Source organism: Nocardioides sp. YIM B13467, from assembly GCF_042788075.1.
Taxonomy (GTDB): Bacteria; Actinomycetota; Actinomycetes; order Propionibacteriales; family Nocardioidaceae; genus Nocardioides.
Window position 1 is genome coordinate 1,010,034 of sequence record NZ_JBHZPJ010000046.1, and the last position, 15,632, is coordinate 1,025,665.

17 protein-coding genes and 1 pseudogene are annotated in these 15,632 nt (G+C 68.2%); 11 read left to right on the forward strand and 7 right to left on the reverse strand.

Annotated features, from left to right (window positions below; translation table 11 throughout):
• The first annotated feature begins 215 nt into the window (after positions 1 to 215).
• On the forward strand, positions 216 to 968 hold the full coding sequence (locus ACFX43_RS12055) for an IclR family transcriptional regulator (RefSeq protein ID WP_378821032.1): 753 nt from the start codon (positions 216 to 218) through the stop codon (positions 966 to 968).
• A gap of 17 nt (positions 969 to 985) precedes the next feature.
• Here the strand turns inward: ACFX43_RS12055 and ACFX43_RS12060 are convergent.
• The 3 genes and pseudogenes from ACFX43_RS12060 to ACFX43_RS12070 all read right to left on the reverse strand — a co-directional run.
• Positions 986 to 1,804, reverse strand: a pseudogene (locus ACFX43_RS12060) (MetQ/NlpA family ABC transporter substrate-binding protein); the annotation flags it as partial.
• A 149-nt stretch (positions 1,805 to 1,953) separates the two neighbouring features.
• Entirely contained in the window at positions 1,954 to 2,799 is an 846-nt protein-coding gene (locus tag ACFX43_RS12065) for an ABC transporter permease (protein WP_378821034.1), read from the reverse strand.
• Positions 2,796 to 3,704 carry an ABC transporter ATP-binding protein gene (locus tag ACFX43_RS12070; RefSeq protein WP_378821037.1) on the reverse strand — a complete coding sequence of 303 codons (909 nt, stop codon included), beginning with the start codon at positions 3,702 to 3,704 and terminating at the stop codon, positions 2,796 to 2,798. The genes ACFX43_RS12065 and ACFX43_RS12070 overlap by 4 nt, the downstream gene beginning before the upstream one ends.
• Positions 3,705 to 3,836: 132 nt before the next feature.
• On the opposite strand from ACFX43_RS12070, the gene ACFX43_RS12075 reads away from it, so the two are divergent.
• Together ACFX43_RS12075 and ACFX43_RS12080 are read left to right on the forward strand one after the other, a co-directional pair.
• The gene (locus ACFX43_RS12075) at positions 3,837 to 5,018 is read left to right on the forward strand and encodes a sensor histidine kinase (protein WP_378821038.1); all 1,182 of its coding nucleotides are present in this window, start codon (positions 3,837 to 3,839) and stop codon (positions 5,016 to 5,018) included.
• Positions 5,015 to 5,686 carry a response regulator gene (locus ACFX43_RS12080; protein ID WP_378821040.1) on the forward strand — a complete coding sequence of 224 codons (672 nt, stop codon included), beginning with the start codon at positions 5,015 to 5,017 and terminating at the stop codon, positions 5,684 to 5,686. Before ACFX43_RS12075 ends, ACFX43_RS12080 begins: the two co-directional genes overlap by 4 nt.
• Positions 5,687 to 5,697: 11 nt before the next feature.
• Here ACFX43_RS12080 and ACFX43_RS12085 read toward each other — a convergent pair whose 3' ends face one another.
• Positions 5,698 to 5,868: a hypothetical protein gene (locus tag ACFX43_RS12085; protein WP_378821042.1), complete on the reverse strand. Its 171-nt coding sequence runs from the start codon at positions 5,866 to 5,868 to the stop codon at positions 5,698 to 5,700.
• 113 nt (positions 5,869 to 5,981) lie between these two features.
• On the opposite strand from ACFX43_RS12085, the gene ACFX43_RS12090 reads away from it, so the two are divergent.
• From ACFX43_RS12090 to ACFX43_RS12115, 6 genes are all read left to right on the forward strand, one after another.
• On the forward strand, positions 5,982 to 6,458 hold the full coding sequence (locus tag ACFX43_RS12090; protein ID WP_378821043.1) for a helix-turn-helix transcriptional regulator: 477 nt from the start codon (positions 5,982 to 5,984) through the stop codon (positions 6,456 to 6,458).
• Positions 6,459 to 6,463: 5 nt separating this feature from the next.
• Positions 6,464 to 6,886: a VOC family protein gene (locus ACFX43_RS12095; RefSeq protein WP_355021447.1), complete on the forward strand. Its 423-nt coding sequence runs from the start codon at positions 6,464 to 6,466 to the stop codon at positions 6,884 to 6,886.
• Positions 6,887 to 6,935: 49 nt separating this feature from the next.
• On the forward strand, positions 6,936 to 9,320 hold the full coding sequence (locus ACFX43_RS12100) for an ATP-binding cassette domain-containing protein (protein WP_378821045.1): 2,385 nt from the start codon (positions 6,936 to 6,938) through the stop codon (positions 9,318 to 9,320).
• A gap of 116 nt (positions 9,321 to 9,436) precedes the next feature.
• Positions 9,437 to 9,919 (forward strand): DUF6069 family protein, encoded by a 483-nt coding sequence (locus ACFX43_RS12105; protein WP_378821048.1) that lies wholly within the window; start codon positions 9,437 to 9,439, stop codon positions 9,917 to 9,919.
• Positions 9,920 to 9,958: 39 nt separating this feature from the next.
• On the forward strand, positions 9,959 to 10,429 hold the full coding sequence (locus ACFX43_RS12110) for a VOC family protein (RefSeq protein ID WP_378821050.1): 471 nt from the start codon (positions 9,959 to 9,961) through the stop codon (positions 10,427 to 10,429).
• A 141-nt stretch (positions 10,430 to 10,570) separates the two neighbouring features.
• Entirely contained in the window at positions 10,571 to 11,512 is a 942-nt protein-coding gene (locus ACFX43_RS12115; RefSeq protein ID WP_378821052.1) for a DUF1214 domain-containing protein, read from the forward strand.
• Between the two features lie 19 nt (positions 11,513 to 11,531).
• On the opposite strand, the gene ACFX43_RS12120 is transcribed toward ACFX43_RS12115, so the two are convergent.
• Entirely contained in the window at positions 11,532 to 12,158 is a 627-nt protein-coding gene (locus tag ACFX43_RS12120; protein WP_378821055.1) for a class I SAM-dependent methyltransferase, read from the reverse strand.
• 74 nt (positions 12,159 to 12,232) lie between these two features.
• Between ACFX43_RS12120 and ACFX43_RS12125 the strand changes: the two genes are divergently transcribed.
• Positions 12,233 to 12,727 carry a GNAT family N-acetyltransferase gene (locus ACFX43_RS12125; protein ID WP_378821058.1) on the forward strand — a complete coding sequence of 165 codons (495 nt, stop codon included), beginning with the start codon at positions 12,233 to 12,235 and terminating at the stop codon, positions 12,725 to 12,727.
• 13 nt (positions 12,728 to 12,740) lie between these two features.
• Complete coding sequence (ddaH, locus tag ACFX43_RS12130; protein ID WP_378821061.1) at positions 12,741 to 13,511, forward strand: dimethylargininase; 771 nt, start codon at positions 12,741 to 12,743, stop codon at positions 13,509 to 13,511.
• On the opposite strand, the gene ACFX43_RS12135 is transcribed toward ddaH, so the two are convergent.
• Positions 13,502 to 14,875 carry a lipase family protein gene (locus ACFX43_RS12135; RefSeq protein WP_378821063.1) on the reverse strand — a complete coding sequence of 458 codons (1,374 nt, stop codon included), beginning with the start codon at positions 14,873 to 14,875 and terminating at the stop codon, positions 13,502 to 13,504. The two genes, ddaH and ACFX43_RS12135, sit on opposite strands and share 10 nt — an antisense overlap.
• Positions 14,876 to 14,991: 116 nt before the next feature.
• Positions 14,992 to 15,606 carry a GyrI-like domain-containing protein gene (locus ACFX43_RS12140; RefSeq protein ID WP_378821066.1) on the reverse strand — a complete coding sequence of 205 codons (615 nt, stop codon included), beginning with the start codon at positions 15,604 to 15,606 and terminating at the stop codon, positions 14,992 to 14,994.
• Positions 15,607 to 15,632: the final 26 nt, after the last annotated feature.

Below are 15,632 nucleotides of genomic sequence, written 5' to 3' on the forward strand. Positions count from 1 at the left end.
TAGCGAAACAAGAGCGCTATATGAAACAAACTAGACCGTCGACGGCATCGGCATCAAGACCCTGTTTCGACCGATTTCAGGGTTCTTGCGGAGGTGTCTGGTCGCTCGCGCCGCGGCTACCCGGCAGTAGGGGGCAAGGAGGAGGATCTGACAAGGAGGCATACTGTTTCAGCATGAGCAACACGAGCGAAACACGGAGCACGACCGTTCACTCAGTGGACCGAGCCATCTCCATCCTCCAGGTGCTCGCCCGTCGGGGGGCTGTCGGAGTCACGCCGATCTCCGAGGAATTGGGAGTGCACAAGTCCACGGTCTTCCGTTTGCTGGCCACCCTCGAGGCGCGCGGGCTGGTGGAGCAGAACGCGAGCCGGGGGCACTATCAGCTCGGCTATGGCGTCATCCAGCTGGCCGCCGGCGCGACCCGCAAGCACGACATCTCGGTCACGAGTCGCCCGATCTGTATGGCGCTGGCCGACGCGGTCGGCGAGACCGTCAACATCGTCATCAACGACGGCGAGGAGGCCATCACGATCGACCAGGTGATCGGGAGCGCCGAGATCACGTCGGTGAACTGGGTCGGGCAGCGCAGCCCACTGCACACCACTGCTTCCGGCAAGGTCTTCCTGGCGACCATGTCGCCGGAGGACCGTCGGGAGATTCTCGAGGGTGGGCTGGAGCGCTATACCGAGGAGACCGTGATCGATCCGGCGAAGCTCGAGGAGCAGCTCGCCGAGGTCAGGAAGCTGGGCTACGCCTACTCGGCCGACGAGCACGAGGTCGGTCTCACCGGGGTGGCCGCGCCGATTCGGTCCCTGGGCGGCGGGGTGATCGCCGCCGTGGTGGCCTCGGGTCCGTCGTTCCGCATCACGTCCGAGAAGGTGCCCGAGCTGGCTGAGCACGTGCTTGCCGCCGCTGCTGCGATCTCCGAGCGGNTCACCAGCTCGGCGGTGTTGCCGGAGGTCTCGTAGACCCCCTGCTGGACGTCCTCGTTGGTCTGGAAGATCTCGACGAGCTTCTTGTAGGTCGCGTTGTCCTTGTCCTCGGCGCGTACGGCGAAGATGTTGACGTAGGGGAGCGCCTTCGGGTCGGAGGGGTCGTCGGTCGCGAGCGCGTCCTCGAACTTCAGGCCGGCGTCCTCGACGAAGTCGTTGTTGATGATCGCCGCGGCGACGTCGGGGAGCGAGGAGGCGGTGATCGAGGCCTGGACCGCCCGGACCTTCACCTTGGACGCTGCCGTGTCGACCTCCTTGATGGTGCTGAACGGGGTGCCGCCGTCGGTCAGCTCGATCAGGCCCTTGGACTGCAGCAGCACCAGGCCGCGGGCCTGGTTGGTCTCGTCGTCGGGGACGATCACGGTCTCGCCGGCCTTGATGTCGTCGAGCGAGGAGTACTTCGAGGAGTAGAGACCCAGGGGATAGGTCGCGGTCGAGCCGAGCGCCACCAGGTCGTCGTCGTTCTGGACGTTGTAGTCGGCCAGGAAGATGATGTGCTGGAACTGGTTGAGGTCGAGCTCGCCCTCCGACAGCGCCGGGTTGGGCTGGTTGTAGTCACCGAAGTTCTTGACCTCGAGATCGATGCCCTCCTCGCGAGCGGCATCCTGGAAGGTCTTCCAGTAGGGGTCGTCGGCGCCCACGACGCCGATGCTGACCTTGGTCAGCTCGCTGCCGGCGTCGTCGTCGCGGGTGAGGAAGAATGCGAGGCCGCCGATCACGATGGCGGCGGCGACGACGATCCCGATGATCAACGGGAGCTTTGACTTGGGAGCCTCGATGAGCGGGGTGGGCTCAGGCGTGTTGGAGGACACGGGTGGGAACCTCTTCTGGATGTCGAGAGTGCTGAGACAACGCGGTTGTTGTCCACCAACACAGTAGACTTAACGAGGATCACACCCGCGTGCGCGGCCACACCCCGAGATCATGTCAACGACATGCCTCGAGGTGTGTTAGGCGCCGTTCACGCCAGGTCGCGTCGCCTCATCACGACCACCGCCGCGACCGCGGCGACCAGAACGTACGCCGCCACGGTGACCAGCGCTCGTTCGCCGGAGATCGCGTCGAGGATTCCCGGTGTGCCGTTGGGCCCGCCGATGATCGCACCGGCCAAGGAGCCTCCTGCGGTGCCGGGGAGGGCGTCGGTGACGGTCTCGATGCCCGGGAGCAGGCTGCCGACGCCGCGCAGCAGGTTCTCCACCACCAGCGACCAGACCAGGCCCAGGCCGACGGCAAGCGCCGGGCCCTTGGCGAGCACACCGACGAGGAACCCGAGCAGCGCCCACATCTCCAGCACCAGGAACCCGGCGCCGAACGACTGCGCCAGATCGCTCAGGGCGGGCATGGTGATCGACTCACCCTCGGTCGCCGCGATCGCGACCGAGACACCCGCGCAGAGAGCCAGGGTCGCGGTCATCATCGCGAAGATGAACATGGTCACTGCGGTCAGCGAGCCGCCGACGGCGGCGAACCGGCTCGGCCCCTGGGTGAAGACCGTCTTCCAGGTGCCCCAGCCGAACCCGTTGCCGGCCACCAGCGCCCCGACCACCATCGCCAGAGCCCCGCCGAACATCGGCAGGCCGCTGACGATGACGTCCGGGATGGCGCTCGGCATCAGCTCGGAGAGGAGCTGGGCGTTGCTGGCGCCGTCGCCGGCGAAGTTGTCGTCGCCGGTCTTGTAGGCGACGTAGTTGAAGACGTACCCGAAGGAGAGCGACAGCGCCAGCCAGGCGCCGACGACCACCCAGATCGCCGACCACTTGCGTAGGCGGAGCAGCTCAGCGCGGGTGCTGTTGATGAGAGCGTTCATAACACGAGCTCCTTGTTACTGGTCATCTCGAAGAAGACGTCCTCGAGGGAACGTTCCGCGACGGTGACCTCGTGGACATCGATGGAGTGGGCGACCAGATGACGTACGACATCGGGGGCCGCGGTGATGGGCAGGTCGACCTCGAGCGTCTCGTTGCCGATGCGGCGTACGCCCTCGTCGCCGGCCATCCGCATCAGAGCCGCCAGGGCGGCGTCCTCGGGGGTGGCCCGGACCCGGAGGGTCGCGCCACCGCGCAGGTCGGCGACGGTCGACTCGCGCAGCAGGCGGCCGTTGTCGATCACGCCGACGCGATCGCAGATCTCCTGCACTTCCGCGAGGATGTGGCTGGAGAGGATCACCGTCTGACCGGCCTCGGCGAGCGCGACGACCAGGGCCCGCATGTCGGCCATGCCGGCCGGGTCGAGCCCGTTGGTGGGCTCGTCGAGCACCAGCAGGCCCGGTGAGCCGAGCATCGCGGCGGCGACGCCGAGGCGCTGCTTCATCCCCAGCGAGTAGCCCTTGAAGGCGTCCTTCGCCCGGTCGGCCAGGTCGACCATCTCGAGCACCCGGTCGACCTCGGTGTTCGGCAGCCCCTGGTAGCGCGCCATCGTGCGCAGGTTGTCGCGGCCGTTCAGATAGGGGTAGAAGCCGGGGCCCTCGATCAGGGCGCCGATGCGGGCAGTGACCTCGGGTCGTCCGGCGGGACGGCCCAGGACGCTGGCCGATCCGGCGGTGGGCCGGATCAGGCCGAGCATCATCCGCAAGGTGGTCGTCTTGCCGGCCCCGTTGGGGCCGAGGAAGCCGTACACCTCGCCACGCATGACGGTCATGCTGACCCGGTCGACGGCGAGCCTGTCGCCGTACCGCTTGGTCAGCCCGTCGGTCTCAACCACGAGTTCCTTCATGCCTCTCACGCTCTCGTGACCGCCCCTGGGTCGCATCGGCGTCGGCGAGGCTCCCGGTTACGCAGATCTGCGTAGGCGGCTGGCCGCATTTGTCGTACGCCTCGCGCGGCCGCGCGAACTAGGGTCAGGTCCATGTCCCGGATCCGTCGCCACTGGCTGCCGTGGCTGGTCGTCGTGGTGGAGCTGGTCGGCTCGCTGGGCAGCAACGCCCAAGCCGATACCCGCGGGCCGGCCGTGCTCGCCGCGCTGCTCGCCCTCGTCGCCGTCCTCCCGGTGCTGCTGCGGCAGCCGCCCGGTTGGGTGCTCGCGGTCAGTGGGCTCTGTGTCGGGATCTACTTGGCCGCGGGCTACGCCGACGGGCCGATCTTCCTGGCGCTACCCGCGGTCACCTTCGCGGTGGCGTGGTCGCTGCCTCCGCGGCGGTGGGTCGGCTGGGCGGTCGTGGGTGCGGCCCTCGTGGCCACTGGGATCATGCTGAACCCGACGGAGAGCACGAGATTCGACGGCGGCCGCGGCCCCTGGGGACCCGGCGGCGGTCCGGAAGGAGACCTCTCGCTGTGGCGGGCCTTCGGGCAGGTGGCGCTCATCGCCGCGTGCGGTGCGATCGCCAGCGCGGTGCGATCGCGCAACGAGGCCCGCGCCCAACGGCAGCGACGTGCGGTCAGCGACGAACGGGTGCGGATGGCCACCGACCTGCACGACGGCGTCGGGCACGGGCTCGCGGTGATCGCGATGCAGGCCGGTGCCGCGCTGCACGTCCTCGACCGCGATCCCGAGGCGGCCCGCCGAAACCTGGAGGCGATCCGTGCCGAGAGCAAGGAGTCGCTCGACCTGCTGCGCCGCCAGCTGGCCCGGCTGACCGACGCCGATACCGGCGCCGGGCCGGCACCGCGAGCACCGGAGCACGGGCTCGCCGACCTGCCTGCTCTCGTCGAGCGGGTACGCACCGGGGGACTGGAGGTCTCCCTCCGCCTCGAGGTGGATTCGGCGTCGCCGGAGGCGGAGCGGGCCGCGTACGCCGTGGTCCAGGAGGGGCTCACCAACGTGCTGCGGCATGCCGGAGCGACGCGAGCCGAGGTGGCGATCGTCTCGACCCCCGCGGCCGAGATGGTCGTAACCGTCGACGACGACGGGCGGGGATCGGACATGTTGAGCGGGGAAAGGCGTCCCGGGATGGGAATTGTGGGAATGCGGTCGCGCGTCGAGGCACTTGGGGGCACCCTAGAGGCGGGGCCGGAGGTACGGGGCTTCCGGCTGCGGGCTTCCCTCCCGCTTTCTGGGTCCTCGGCGGGTGGCGCGGAGGGGCTGGCATGAGCATCACCGATCACACGCTGATCAGGGTTGCTCTGGTCGATGACCAGCCCCTCGTGCGCATGGGCCTGGCGACGATGATCGGCGCCGAAACCGACCTGGAGGTCGTCGGCGAGGCCTCCGACGGCAGCGCGGCGCTGCCGATGCTGCGCCGCACCCACCCCGACGTGGTCCTATGCGACATCCGGATGCCGGTCCTCGACGGCCTCGGCCTGCTGGAGCAGGTCACCCGCGACCCGTCGTTGAAAGACGTACGGGTGGTGATGCTGACGACTTTCGAGCTCGATGAGTACGTCTTCGAGGCGCTGCGGCTGGGAGCGAGCGGGTTCCTGCTCAAGGACGCCGAGCCGGTCGCTCTGCTCGACGCGATCCGGGTCGTGGCCGACGGTGGCTCGCTGCTCGCCCCGACGGTGACCAAGCGGGTGATCGAGGAGTTCGGGTCCTCACGCCGGGCGGCGAACCCGCATCCGCGTCTGGGTGATCTGACCGAGCGTGAGCGGGAGATGGTCGCCTGGGTGGCCACCGGCCGCTCCAACGCCGAGATCGCCGCCGAGCTCGTGGTCAGCCCCGACACGGTCCGCACGCACGTCTCGCGCGCGATGGTGAAGCTGCATGCTCGTGACCGCGCCCAGCTCGTCGTCTTCGCGATCGAGTCGGGACTGAAGATCTAGTCGGATCCGGATCAGGCGGCGAGCGGGATGCTGCCGGGCATCACGACGGGTGCGCACGAGCACGTGTCGCTGCAGGCAAGGTAGGTGTGCACCTCGTGGCCGCATCGCGGGCACGGCAGGAAGTGCGACATCGGGAAGCTGCGTACATTGGTGTTCTCGGGGTGCTGAGCTGTGTCCCACATGACTTTCTCCTATCCGCGTGTTGTGCCTTCACCTACTCCACGAGTGTGGGCGCCCGAATTCGACACTTCTTCGTCGACACGCGGCAGATTCATCAAAATGGGAGGATTCAGGGGTGACGACCAAGCCCACTGGTGGGCAGAGCCAGGAGCAGCGCCTGCGCGACCTCAAGCTGCTGCGCAAGGTCAAGGACCGCATCGACAGGGAGTACGCGCAGCCCCTGGACGTGGAGGCTCTCGCAGCTGGCGTACACATGTCGGCCGGCCATCTGAGCAGGGAGTTCCGCAAGGCCTACGGCGAGCCGCCCTACTCCTACCTGATGACCCGCCGGGTGGAGCGGGCCATGACCCTGCTGCGGCGCGGCGACCTCAGTGTCACCGACATCTGCTTCGCGGTCGGTTTCGGTTCGCTGGGGACGTTCTCGACCCGGTTCAGCGAGCTCGTCGGGATGTCGCCGAGCCTCTACCGCGAGAGGGCCACCGAGGGTGGCGGCGGGATCCCACCGTGCGTCTCCAAACAGGTCACCCGGCCGATCCGGCGCAGTTCGATCAGGAATGAAGAAGCGAAGGTGCCGGACCCCTACATAGGTTGAGGTCCATGGACATCAACATCTGCCACAGCTACCTTCCGCACACCGACCCCGAGGCCTCGCTGAGGTTCTACCGCGACCTGCTGGGATTCGAGGTGAGGAAGGACGTCGGGTACGAGGCGATGCGCTGGCTCACGATCGGTCCGCCGGCGCAGCCCGCCGTGAGCGTCGTGCTCTACCCGCCGCTGGCCGACCCGAACATCAGCGAGGAGGAAGGCCGAGTCATCCAGGAGATGATGGCCAAGGGCACCTTCGCCAGCCTGATGCTCTCCTCCACCGACGTCGACGCCGCGTTCGAGAAGATCCAGGCCGGTATCGAGGCCAGCGGCGGCGAGATCATGTCGGAGCCGACCGACCAGGACTGGGGCATGCGGGACTGCTCCTTCCGTGACCCCGCCGGCAACACCATCCGGCTGCAGCAGGTCAAGTGAGTCGGAAATGTGCAGGCCTGGATTCACGCCCCCGACTAGCCTGATCGCCATGACCGACCCCGGCTCGAACGAGCACAGCACCGAGCGCAACAGCGTGCACAGCGCAGACACTCACGACCTGATCCGAGTCCAGGGGGCCCGGCAGAACAACCTCAAGGACGTCTCGGTCGAGATCCCCAAGCGCCGGCTCTCGGTGTTCACCGGAGTGTCGGGGTCGGGGAAGTCGTCGCTGGTCTTCGGCACGATCGCGGCGGAGTCGCGGCGGCTGATCGACGAGACGTACTCGACCTTCATCCAGGGGTTCATGCCCAGCCTGCCGCGACCCGAGGTCGACGCGATGGAGGGGCTGACCACCGCCATCCTGGTCGACCAGGAGCGGCTCGGCGCCAACCCGCGCTCGACGCTCGGCACGGTCACCGACGCCTACGCGATGCTCCGCAGTTTGTTCAGCCGGCTCGGCGATCCCTATATCGGCGGTCCGACCGCGTTCTCCTTCAACATCCCCACCACCCGCGCGAGCGGCGTGATGACCGGGCCCAAGGGCGAGAAGACGATCGTCAAGGACGCGGTCTACCTCGGCGGCATGTGCGCCGAGTGCGAGGGCCGCGGGACGATCTCCGATCTCGACCTCGCGGTCATCATCGACGAGTCGAAGTCGCTGGTCGACGGGGCGATCCTGGTGCCCGGCTACACCGCCGACGGGTGGATGGTGGCCGCCTACAAGGTCGTCGTGCCGCCGGACGTTCCGATCAAGGACCTCACCGAGGAGCAGCGCCACGACCTGCTCTACGCCGAGCCGCGCAAGATCAAGCTCGAAGGCATCAACGCGACCTACGAGGGCCTGATCCCGAAGATCCGCAAGTCGATGTTCAGCAAGGACGTCGAGGCGCTGCAGCCTCACATCAAGAAGTTCGTGGAGTCGGCGGCGGTCTTCCAGCCGTGCCCGGCCTGCGGTGGGACCCGGCTCAACGAGTCTGCGCTCTCCTCGAAGATCCGCGGCAAGTCGATCGCGGACGTGTGCGCCATGCAGGTCACCGACGCCGCGGAGTGGCTCAGGACGATCGATGATCCTGGGGTGGCGCCGCTGGTCGCCGGGCTGCTGCATCTGTTCGACTCGTTCGTCGAGATCGGTCTCGGGTATCTCTCCCTCGACCGGCCCTCGGGCACCCTGAGCGGCGGTGAGGCGCAGCGTACGAAGATGGTCCGTCACCTCGGCTCCGCGCTGACCGACGTGACCTACGTCTTCGACGAGCCGACCGTCGGCCTGCACCCGCACGACATCCAGAGGATGAACAAGCTGCTCCTCGACCTGCGCGACAAGGGCAACACCGTGCTGGTCGTCGAGCACAAGCCGGAGACCATCGCGATCGCCGACCACGTCGTCGACCTCGGTCCGGGGGCCGGCAGCGACGGCGGCGCGATCTGCTTCGAGGGGACCTTCGATGGGCTCGCCCAGGCCGACACGCTGACCGGGCGCCACCTCGGGCACCGCGCGTCGCTGAAGGAGACGGTCCGGGTTCCGAAGGGGCACCTGGAGATCCGCGGGGCGACCTCGCACAACCTGCGCAACGTCGACGTGGACGTACCGCTCGGCGTGCTCACGGTGGTCACCGGAGTAGCCGGGTCCGGGAAGTCGTCGCTGATCCACGGTTCCATCCCGGCGAGTGCCGACGTGGAGTTCGTCGACCAGAGCGCGATCAAGGGATCGCGGCGCAGCAACCCGGCGACGTACACGGGTCTTCTCGAGCCGATCCGCAAGGCGTTCGCGAAGGCCAACGGGGTCAAGCCGGCGCTCTTCTCGGCCAACTCCGAGGGCGCCTGCCCGACCTGCAAGGGCAACGGGATGATCTACACCGAGCTCGGGTTCATGGAGACCGTCGCCTCGCCCTGTGAGGACTGCGGCGGCAAGCGGTTCCAGGCGCTGGTGCTCGAATACCGTCTCGGCGGGCTCAACATCGCCGAGGTGCTCGACCTCTCGGTCGCCAAGGCGCACGCCTTCTTCTCCGAGGGCGAGTCGAAGGTGCCCGCGGCCGCCAAGATCCTCGAGCGGATGTCCGACGTGGGCCTCGGCTACCTCAAGCTCGGCCAGCCGCTCAACACCCTCTCCGGCGGCGAGCGGCAGCGGATCAAGCTGGCCATGCACCTGGGGGAGAAGGGCGGGACGTACGTCCTGGACGAGCCCACCACCGGCCTCCACCTCGCCGACGTCGACAACCTGCTGGCGCTGCTCGACAAGCTGGTCGACGCCGGCAAGTCGGTGATCGTGATCGAGCACCACCAGGCGGTCATGGCTCACGCCGACTGGATCATCGACCTCGGCCCGGGTGCCGGTCACGACGGCGGCCTGGTCGTCTTCGAAGGTACGCCCGCCGAGCTCGTCGCCAAGAAGTCGACGCTCACCGGCGAGCACCTGGCGGCGTACGTCGGGGCGTGACCCATGTCGTAGCGGGTGGTGCGAATCACGCCCGGTTGCGGCCATCTGGATGCGGTCGAGGTAGGGGGTCGCGCTTAGTGTGAATTGGTTGCAGCATCAATCAAGGAGCACCGAGAATGACCCTCTACCTTCCCGAGCACAGGCGGACCCCCGCGGTGGAGGTCGCGCCCGTACGGGAGCGTCCGGCGTCGGTGTGGCCGCGCGGGCTGGTGGCCACGGCCATCGCCGCGGTCGTCACGACGCTGATGGCCTTGATCGCCAAGGCGGCGGGGGTCGACTTCGGGAGCAGCGTGGGCGACGTTCCGCTCTCGGCGTTCCCGATGCTCACCATCTACTGCTCGCTGATCGGCATCATCATCGCCGAGGTGATGATCCGGGTGGCCACGATGCCCCGCTCGACCTTCCAGATCACCATGATCGTGCTCACCGGGCTCTCGCTGGTCCCCGACGTGCTGCCGTTCTTCGAGTTCGACCTGGCATTCGTCGGCGTCCTGTGCCTGACCCACATCGTCGCCGCCGCGATCGTGGTCCCCATGATCGCCGGGCGGATGGAGGAGCGCCGGGGCCTCGGGCTGCCCGCTCCTGCTCACCGCCGATAGCGGACGCCGACCGTCCTGTTTCGGTGTCATGGTGGAGCCATGGCACTCGAGACCCGCACCTTCCAGGTCACCTTCGACGCGCACGACCCACGCGCGCTCTCCACGTTCTGGCGTGACGTCCTGGGTTACGTCCACCCGGGTCCACCCGGGGTCGACGTCCCCGAGGGCAGCGACCCGCTGGATGCATGGGACGAGTTCCTCGCTCGCGTCGGCGTGCCGGAAGACCAGCGCAACAACGCCTCGGCGATCGAGGATCCCGCAGGCACCGGTCCGCGGGTCTTCTTCCAGCGGGTGCCGGAGTCGAAGACCGCCAAGAACCGCGTGCATCTCGACGTCCGAGCTGCTCCAGGGCTGCAAGGTGAGGAGCGGATGGCCGCGCTCGAGGCGGAGTGCGAGCGCGTCGTCGCGATCGGTGCCACCCGAGTTCGACGCTTCGAGCCCGACCCGCCGATGAGTCTCGGCTTCATCGTGATGGAAGACCCCGAAGGAAACGTCTTCTGCTTGGACTGAATCGCCACCGAGCGTGTCAGGGCTGCGGATCAGAACCAGATCCCAGGACGAGTGGAGCTCACCCGGGTCGGGTGATGGTGAACGGTTCGGCGAAGCCGATGATCTCTACGCGCGCACATGCGCTCGGAGATGGAGGCTGGAATGATCACAGTGACCGAGGACAACTTCGTCAGGGCCGAGAGCGATCGGATGCTCGTGGGGATCCAGTCGCAGGCAGGCGGGGTGAACGTCTGGAAGCATTACCGCGCACCGGCGGCGCTCGATGAGCAGACAGTCATCCGGACGAACCGGGACACGTTGTACAGCACGGCCGTCACGAACATCTCAGCTGGGGCGACCCTGACCATCCCCGACGCCGGTGATCGGTACATGACGGTGATGGTGGTGAACCAGGACCACTACATCAACCGGGTCTATACCGAGCCCGGGGAGTACGAGCTGACCACCGACGAGTTCGACACCCCGTACGTGCTGTTGGCGGCGCGGGTGCTGGTTGACGCCACCGACCCCGAGGACGTGGCTCAGGCGAACCAGATCCAAGACGGGTTCGCCCTGACTGCACGGGCGAGCGAACCGCTCGAACTGCCCGGCTACGACGAGGACTCGTTCACAGCGGTGCGTACCTCCGCCTTGGCTGAAGCATCCCAGGGGTTCCATGGCACCCACGGCATGTTCGGCAAGAAGGAGGACACCGATCCGCACGCCCACTTCCTCGGCACCGCTGGTGGTTGGGGCGGCCTGCCCGAGCAGGAGGCCTACTACGTGAGCCGGGAGCCGGGGCTGCCCGTGGGTCGGTACACGATCACCGCCAAGGACGTGCCCGTGGATGCATTCTGGTCCATCACCGTCTACGGCCCCGACGGATTTCTCCACCCGAACGACCTCGGCGCCTACAACGTCAACAGCGTCTCCGGCGAACGGAACGCTGACGGATCGATCACCGTGACCTTCGGTGGCGACAGCAGCGACGTGAACCCGCTTCCGATCGAGGACGGTTGGAACTACACCGTCCGCATGTACCGACCCCGACCGGAGATCCTCAACGGCACCTGGTCCTTTCCAGACCTCGATCCCGTCTCCTGACCGGGTCCAGCGTCGTCATCTAGCTCACTCGACGGGCGAGCAGGGTCGAGTCGTCGATCTGGACCGGGACGCCGTCGCGGATGGTCAAGCGCGGGCGCTGCTCGACGACGATCGGCTCGAAGCCGACGGGGAGGCCGGGCAGCAGGTCCGAGGCCAGGAACATCGCGTTGTGATGGCCATGGCGCGCGAAGACCTCGGAGGGCGCGTGCCCGACGACGAGGAGGTGGCCCCCGGGCGCGACCGCGGTGGCCAGGAGACCGGCGACCTCGACCATGCTCCCGTCCGGGGTGTGCAGGAAGTGGCAGGTGACCAGGTCGAACCGCCGGCCGTCGGCGTCGAACGTGCGGGCATCGACCTGCCACCAGGACGTACGCTCCGCGACGCCGGCGTCCTCGGCATGCCGCCTCGCCCGGGCCAGCCCGTTGGCCGAGAAGTCGGCGCCGGTGACCGTCCAGCCCTGCTGCGCGAGCCAGATGACGTCGCCGCCCTCTCCGCAGCCGACGTCGAGCGCCGTGCCGGGCGTCAGCTCGGAGACCTCGGCGACGAGCTGGGGGTTCGGGTTGCCGCTCCAGACCTTCTCCTCGCCGGCGTAGCGCTCCTCCCATGACTCCGGCTCGAACATCCTGCGGCCCTCGTCCTCGCTCATGGTGCTCAATCTAGCCGCCGTCCCAGTCAAAACCCGGTGCGTTCGGAGCATGCCGTGTGGTTGCCTTGCCGGCGATGATCACCCTCAGCGAACCACCTCGTCTGGTCCGTCCGACGACGGCCGTACGCACCTCCTATCTCACCGGCGAACAGGCCGACTGCCTCCTGCGCGGCACCGACACCGACTGGCTCGGACCGGCGAGCAAGGACTTCGACGCGTTCGTCGCCGCCCGGGACCACGACAAGGAGCGCTGGGACGTGATGTCGACGGTCTACTGGTACGTCTCAGAGGAGCACTATCTCGGCACCCTCGTCGTGCGCCACACGCTGACCCCCGAGCTCGCCGTCGACGGCGGCCACATCGGCTACCACGTCGTCGCCCCCTGGCGGCGCCAGGGCCACGCGACCCGGATGCTCGAGCTCGGCCTGGAGAAGGCTCGTGAGCACGGCGTATCCCGTGCCCTGCTCACCTGTGCCCCCTCCAACGAGCCGTCCCGGCGGGTGATCGAGAAGAACGGGGGCGTGCTCGACGAGCAGCTCGGCAACGAGCTCCGGTTCTGGATCGGGTAGGGATACTTCACCCATGCACGCTCTCGTACGCCGCCCCTCGCCCCGCCTCGCCGAGGGGCTCGTCACCCACATCGAGCGGAGCCCGGTCGACGTCGGCCTCGCCCACGAGCAGTGGAAGGCGTACGTCGCCGCGATGCGCTCCGCCGGCTGGACCACCCACGAGGTCGATCCTGCCGACGACTGCCCGGACTCGGTCTTCGTCGAGGACACGATGGTCGTCTTCGCCGACACGGCCGTGATCAGCCGGCCGGGTGCGCTGGAACGGCGCCCGGAGATCGACGCGGCCGAGGACGCGGTCCGCGCGCGGGGCTACCGGATCGCCCGCATCGAGGCGCCCGGAACTCTCGACGGCGGCGACGTGCTCAAGCACGGAGACACCGTGTGGGTGGGGGAGGGCGGACGTACGAACGCCGAGGGGATCGCCCAGCTCCGGGCACTGCTCGGACCGCTGGGCGCCGAGGTCGTCGCCGTCCCCCTCACGAAGGTGCTCCATCTCAAGTCGGCCGTCACCGCGCTGCCCGACGGCACCGTCATCGGCCACGAGCCGCTGGTCGACGACCCGAGCGTGTGGGGAGCCCGGTTCCTGCCGGTCCCGGAGGAATCGGGCTCCCACGTGGTCGTCCTTGACGACCACACGCTGCTGATGGCTGCCTCGGCACCGCTGAGCAGAGCGATGTTCGAGGAGCGCGGCTACACGGTCGTGCCGGTCGACATCTCCGAGTTCGAGAAGCTCGAAGGCTGCGTCACCTGCCTGTCCGTGCGGCTACGCGCAGCTCAGGGCTGAGCGGGCATCGTCGCGCAGTTGGATCCGGCTGCGACGCCCTTGACCCGGTCGGTGATCCAGTTGATCGCGGCGGTCTGGTCGACGAGCAGCGGGGTGACGTGGTTGGTGACCAGCCCGTCACCGAGGTTGGGCAGGATGACCGCCTGGTAGGTCACCTTCGCTCCCCGACCACACCAGTCGACGGCCAGCTGCCGAGACTGCTCGTGCGGGACGATGTCGTCCTGGGTGCCGGTGGCCAGGCGTACCGGGATCCGCGGGGCGAGGTGCCCGAGCTTCTGCTCGGAGATGATCGCCCGCACCGCCGGCTCGCGCTCGATGATGTCGTCGAGGCTCTCACCGGTCGCTGTCCAGCTGGTGCTGCGCTGGAACGGGTAGCCGATGATCCCGTCCGCGACGCATGCCGTCGAGAGGTCCTCCAGCGCCGCGTGGCCGGCCGCGTTGAGGCTCTCGTTCAGGATCGGTCGCAGCTCCGGGTTGGACTGGGCGAGACCGTTGATGGTCCAGGCCAGCGCCGCCACCAGCGCCGACCCGTCGATGCCCAGCGCGGTCGCACGCAGGTCGGCGGGCGGAGCGCCGACGTAGGCGCCGACGAGGTTGATCTCGGGAGCGTACGTCGGAGCGAGCTCGGAGGCCGACCCGGTCGCGCCGCCGCCCTGGCTGTAGCCATAGAGCGCGACCCGAGACCCGGCGGTCACCGATGCGTCCGGAACCTCGCGCGCTGCCCGTGCGGCGTCGAGGACGGCATGACCTCCGTCGACCCGGTCGACATAGGTGTGGAGCCGGTCGGTGGTGCCCAGGCCGACGTAGTCGGTGACCATCACCGCCACGCCGCGTGCCAGGAGACGGTAGATCCCGATGTCCTCGTAGCCCACCGAGACGGTCTTGCCGTTGAAGAGGATCGGGCGCTCCAAGCCGAGCGAGGCCGAGCACTGGTCTCCCTGGCCCATCGTGCCGGGAGCGACGACCACGAGCGGTCTGTCGCCAGCACCGCTCCAGGCCGCGAACGGCTCGATGTAGGCGCCGGTCACCGCGGCCGGGGCGCCGTTGTTGTCGGTCGTCTTGTACATGACTCGGGTCGCGGTGCCGGGCAGCGAGCCGATGCCCGGGATCGAGAGGCCGACACCGAGGGGGAGGGGCTCGGTGCGTACGAGCGCACCGTCCGCGTCAGGAAGCGTTGCCGGTGGGTTGTAGAACTCCGGGATCTCGACGCCACGGGAGACGACGGCGGTGCTCTGGTCGGCGGCCGCGGCCGGCGCGGCCAGAGCGGCGGGCATGACGGCGGCGACGGCCAGAGCCGTCACCAGGGTGCGTACGGCGTGCTTGCCGGGACGCTTCACGAACAGCCTCGATGCGTGCTGAGCCATGGGGGACTTCCTCACGTAGGCGGGACCGCTGCGTCCCGAGTTACTGAAGAGTAATGTGAGCGCCGTCACGCTGACAAGGGTTTCAGTCCACACTTGTACACCGAGATTCGCAAAGCCTAAGAGGCGACCGGCTGACGCAGGATCGTCCGAAGCTTCGCGGGCTCCACCCGCCGCGGATCGCCCAGATAGATCTCGTGGTGCTTCCCGGTCATCCGCAGCCCGTTCTCGGGGATGAACCGCTCGTGCAGCTCCTCGAGCACCGGGCCCTCGTCGTCGTAGGACCCGATGTGCAGCGTCTGCACGCAGGTGCCTTCCGCGAGCGTCTCCAGGCGTACCTTGCCCAGACTCGTTGGACGGTCCTTGGCACCGACCTTGGAGACCGCCTCGTCGAACATAAGTGCGGTTACCCAGTCGGGCGTCATGATCATCGCGGTCCAGTCCCAGAGCGACTTGTCGCGTGCCCGGGTGAAAGCGTCCATGTCCTCGGCCCACCACAGCGCCTCCAACGGAGGCACCACGTAGTCGAGGCCCGCGTTCTTGCTCGCGAACTTCAGCTTGTACGCCACCGGGTAGAGCGCCGCGAGCGCATCGGCGTACTCCTGGGAAGTGTTGGGGTCACCGTGGCCGTCGACCATCAGGTAGGGGAGTGGCGGCACCTCGAGCACCCGGAACTCACCCTGACGTGCCCGATAGCTGTCGAGCGTCTTCTTCAGATCCACCTTCGCCGCCATGAGGCCATGATGTCGCGCCGTCGACA

Coding starts and splice junctions, on each gene's coding strand:
- ACFX43_RS12065 (WP_378821034.1), bottom strand. CDS start 2,799: ATGAACGCTCTCATCAACAGCACCCGCGCTGAGCTGCTCCGCCTACGC.
- ACFX43_RS12070 (WP_378821037.1), bottom strand. CDS start 3,704: ATGAAGGAACTCGTGGTTGAGACCGACGGGCTGACCAAGCGGTACGGC.
- ACFX43_RS12075 (WP_378821038.1), top strand. CDS start 3,837: ATGTCCCGGATCCGTCGCCACTGGCTGCCGTGGCTGGTCGTCGTGGTG.
- ACFX43_RS12080 (WP_378821040.1), top strand. CDS start 5,015: ATGAGCATCACCGATCACACGCTGATCAGGGTTGCTCTGGTCGATGAC.
- ACFX43_RS12085 (WP_378821042.1), bottom strand. CDS start 5,868: ATGTGGGACACAGCTCAGCACCCCGAGAACACCAATGTACGCAGCTTC.
- ACFX43_RS12095 (WP_355021447.1), top strand. CDS start 6,464: ATGGACATCAACATCTGCCACAGCTACCTTCCGCACACCGACCCCGAG.
- ACFX43_RS12100 (WP_378821045.1), top strand. CDS start 6,936: ATGACCGACCCCGGCTCGAACGAGCACAGCACCGAGCGCAACAGCGTG.
- ACFX43_RS12105 (WP_378821048.1), top strand. CDS start 9,437: ATGACCCTCTACCTTCCCGAGCACAGGCGGACCCCCGCGGTGGAGGTC.
- ACFX43_RS12110 (WP_378821050.1), top strand. CDS start 9,959: ATGGCACTCGAGACCCGCACCTTCCAGGTCACCTTCGACGCGCACGAC.
- ACFX43_RS12115 (WP_378821052.1), top strand. CDS start 10,571: ATGATCACAGTGACCGAGGACAACTTCGTCAGGGCCGAGAGCGATCGG.
- ACFX43_RS12120 (WP_378821055.1), bottom strand. CDS start 12,158: ATGAGCGAGGACGAGGGCCGCAGGATGTTCGAGCCGGAGTCATGGGAG.
- ACFX43_RS12125 (WP_378821058.1), top strand. CDS start 12,233: ATGATCACCCTCAGCGAACCACCTCGTCTGGTCCGTCCGACGACGGCC.
- ddaH (WP_378821061.1), top strand. CDS start 12,741: ATGCACGCTCTCGTACGCCGCCCCTCGCCCCGCCTCGCCGAGGGGCTC.
- ACFX43_RS12135 (WP_378821063.1), bottom strand. CDS start 14,875: ATGGCTCAGCACGCATCGAGGCTGTTCGTGAAGCGTCCCGGCAAGCAC.
- ACFX43_RS12140 (WP_378821066.1), bottom strand. CDS start 15,606: ATGGCGGCGAAGGTGGATCTGAAGAAGACGCTCGACAGCTATCGGGCA.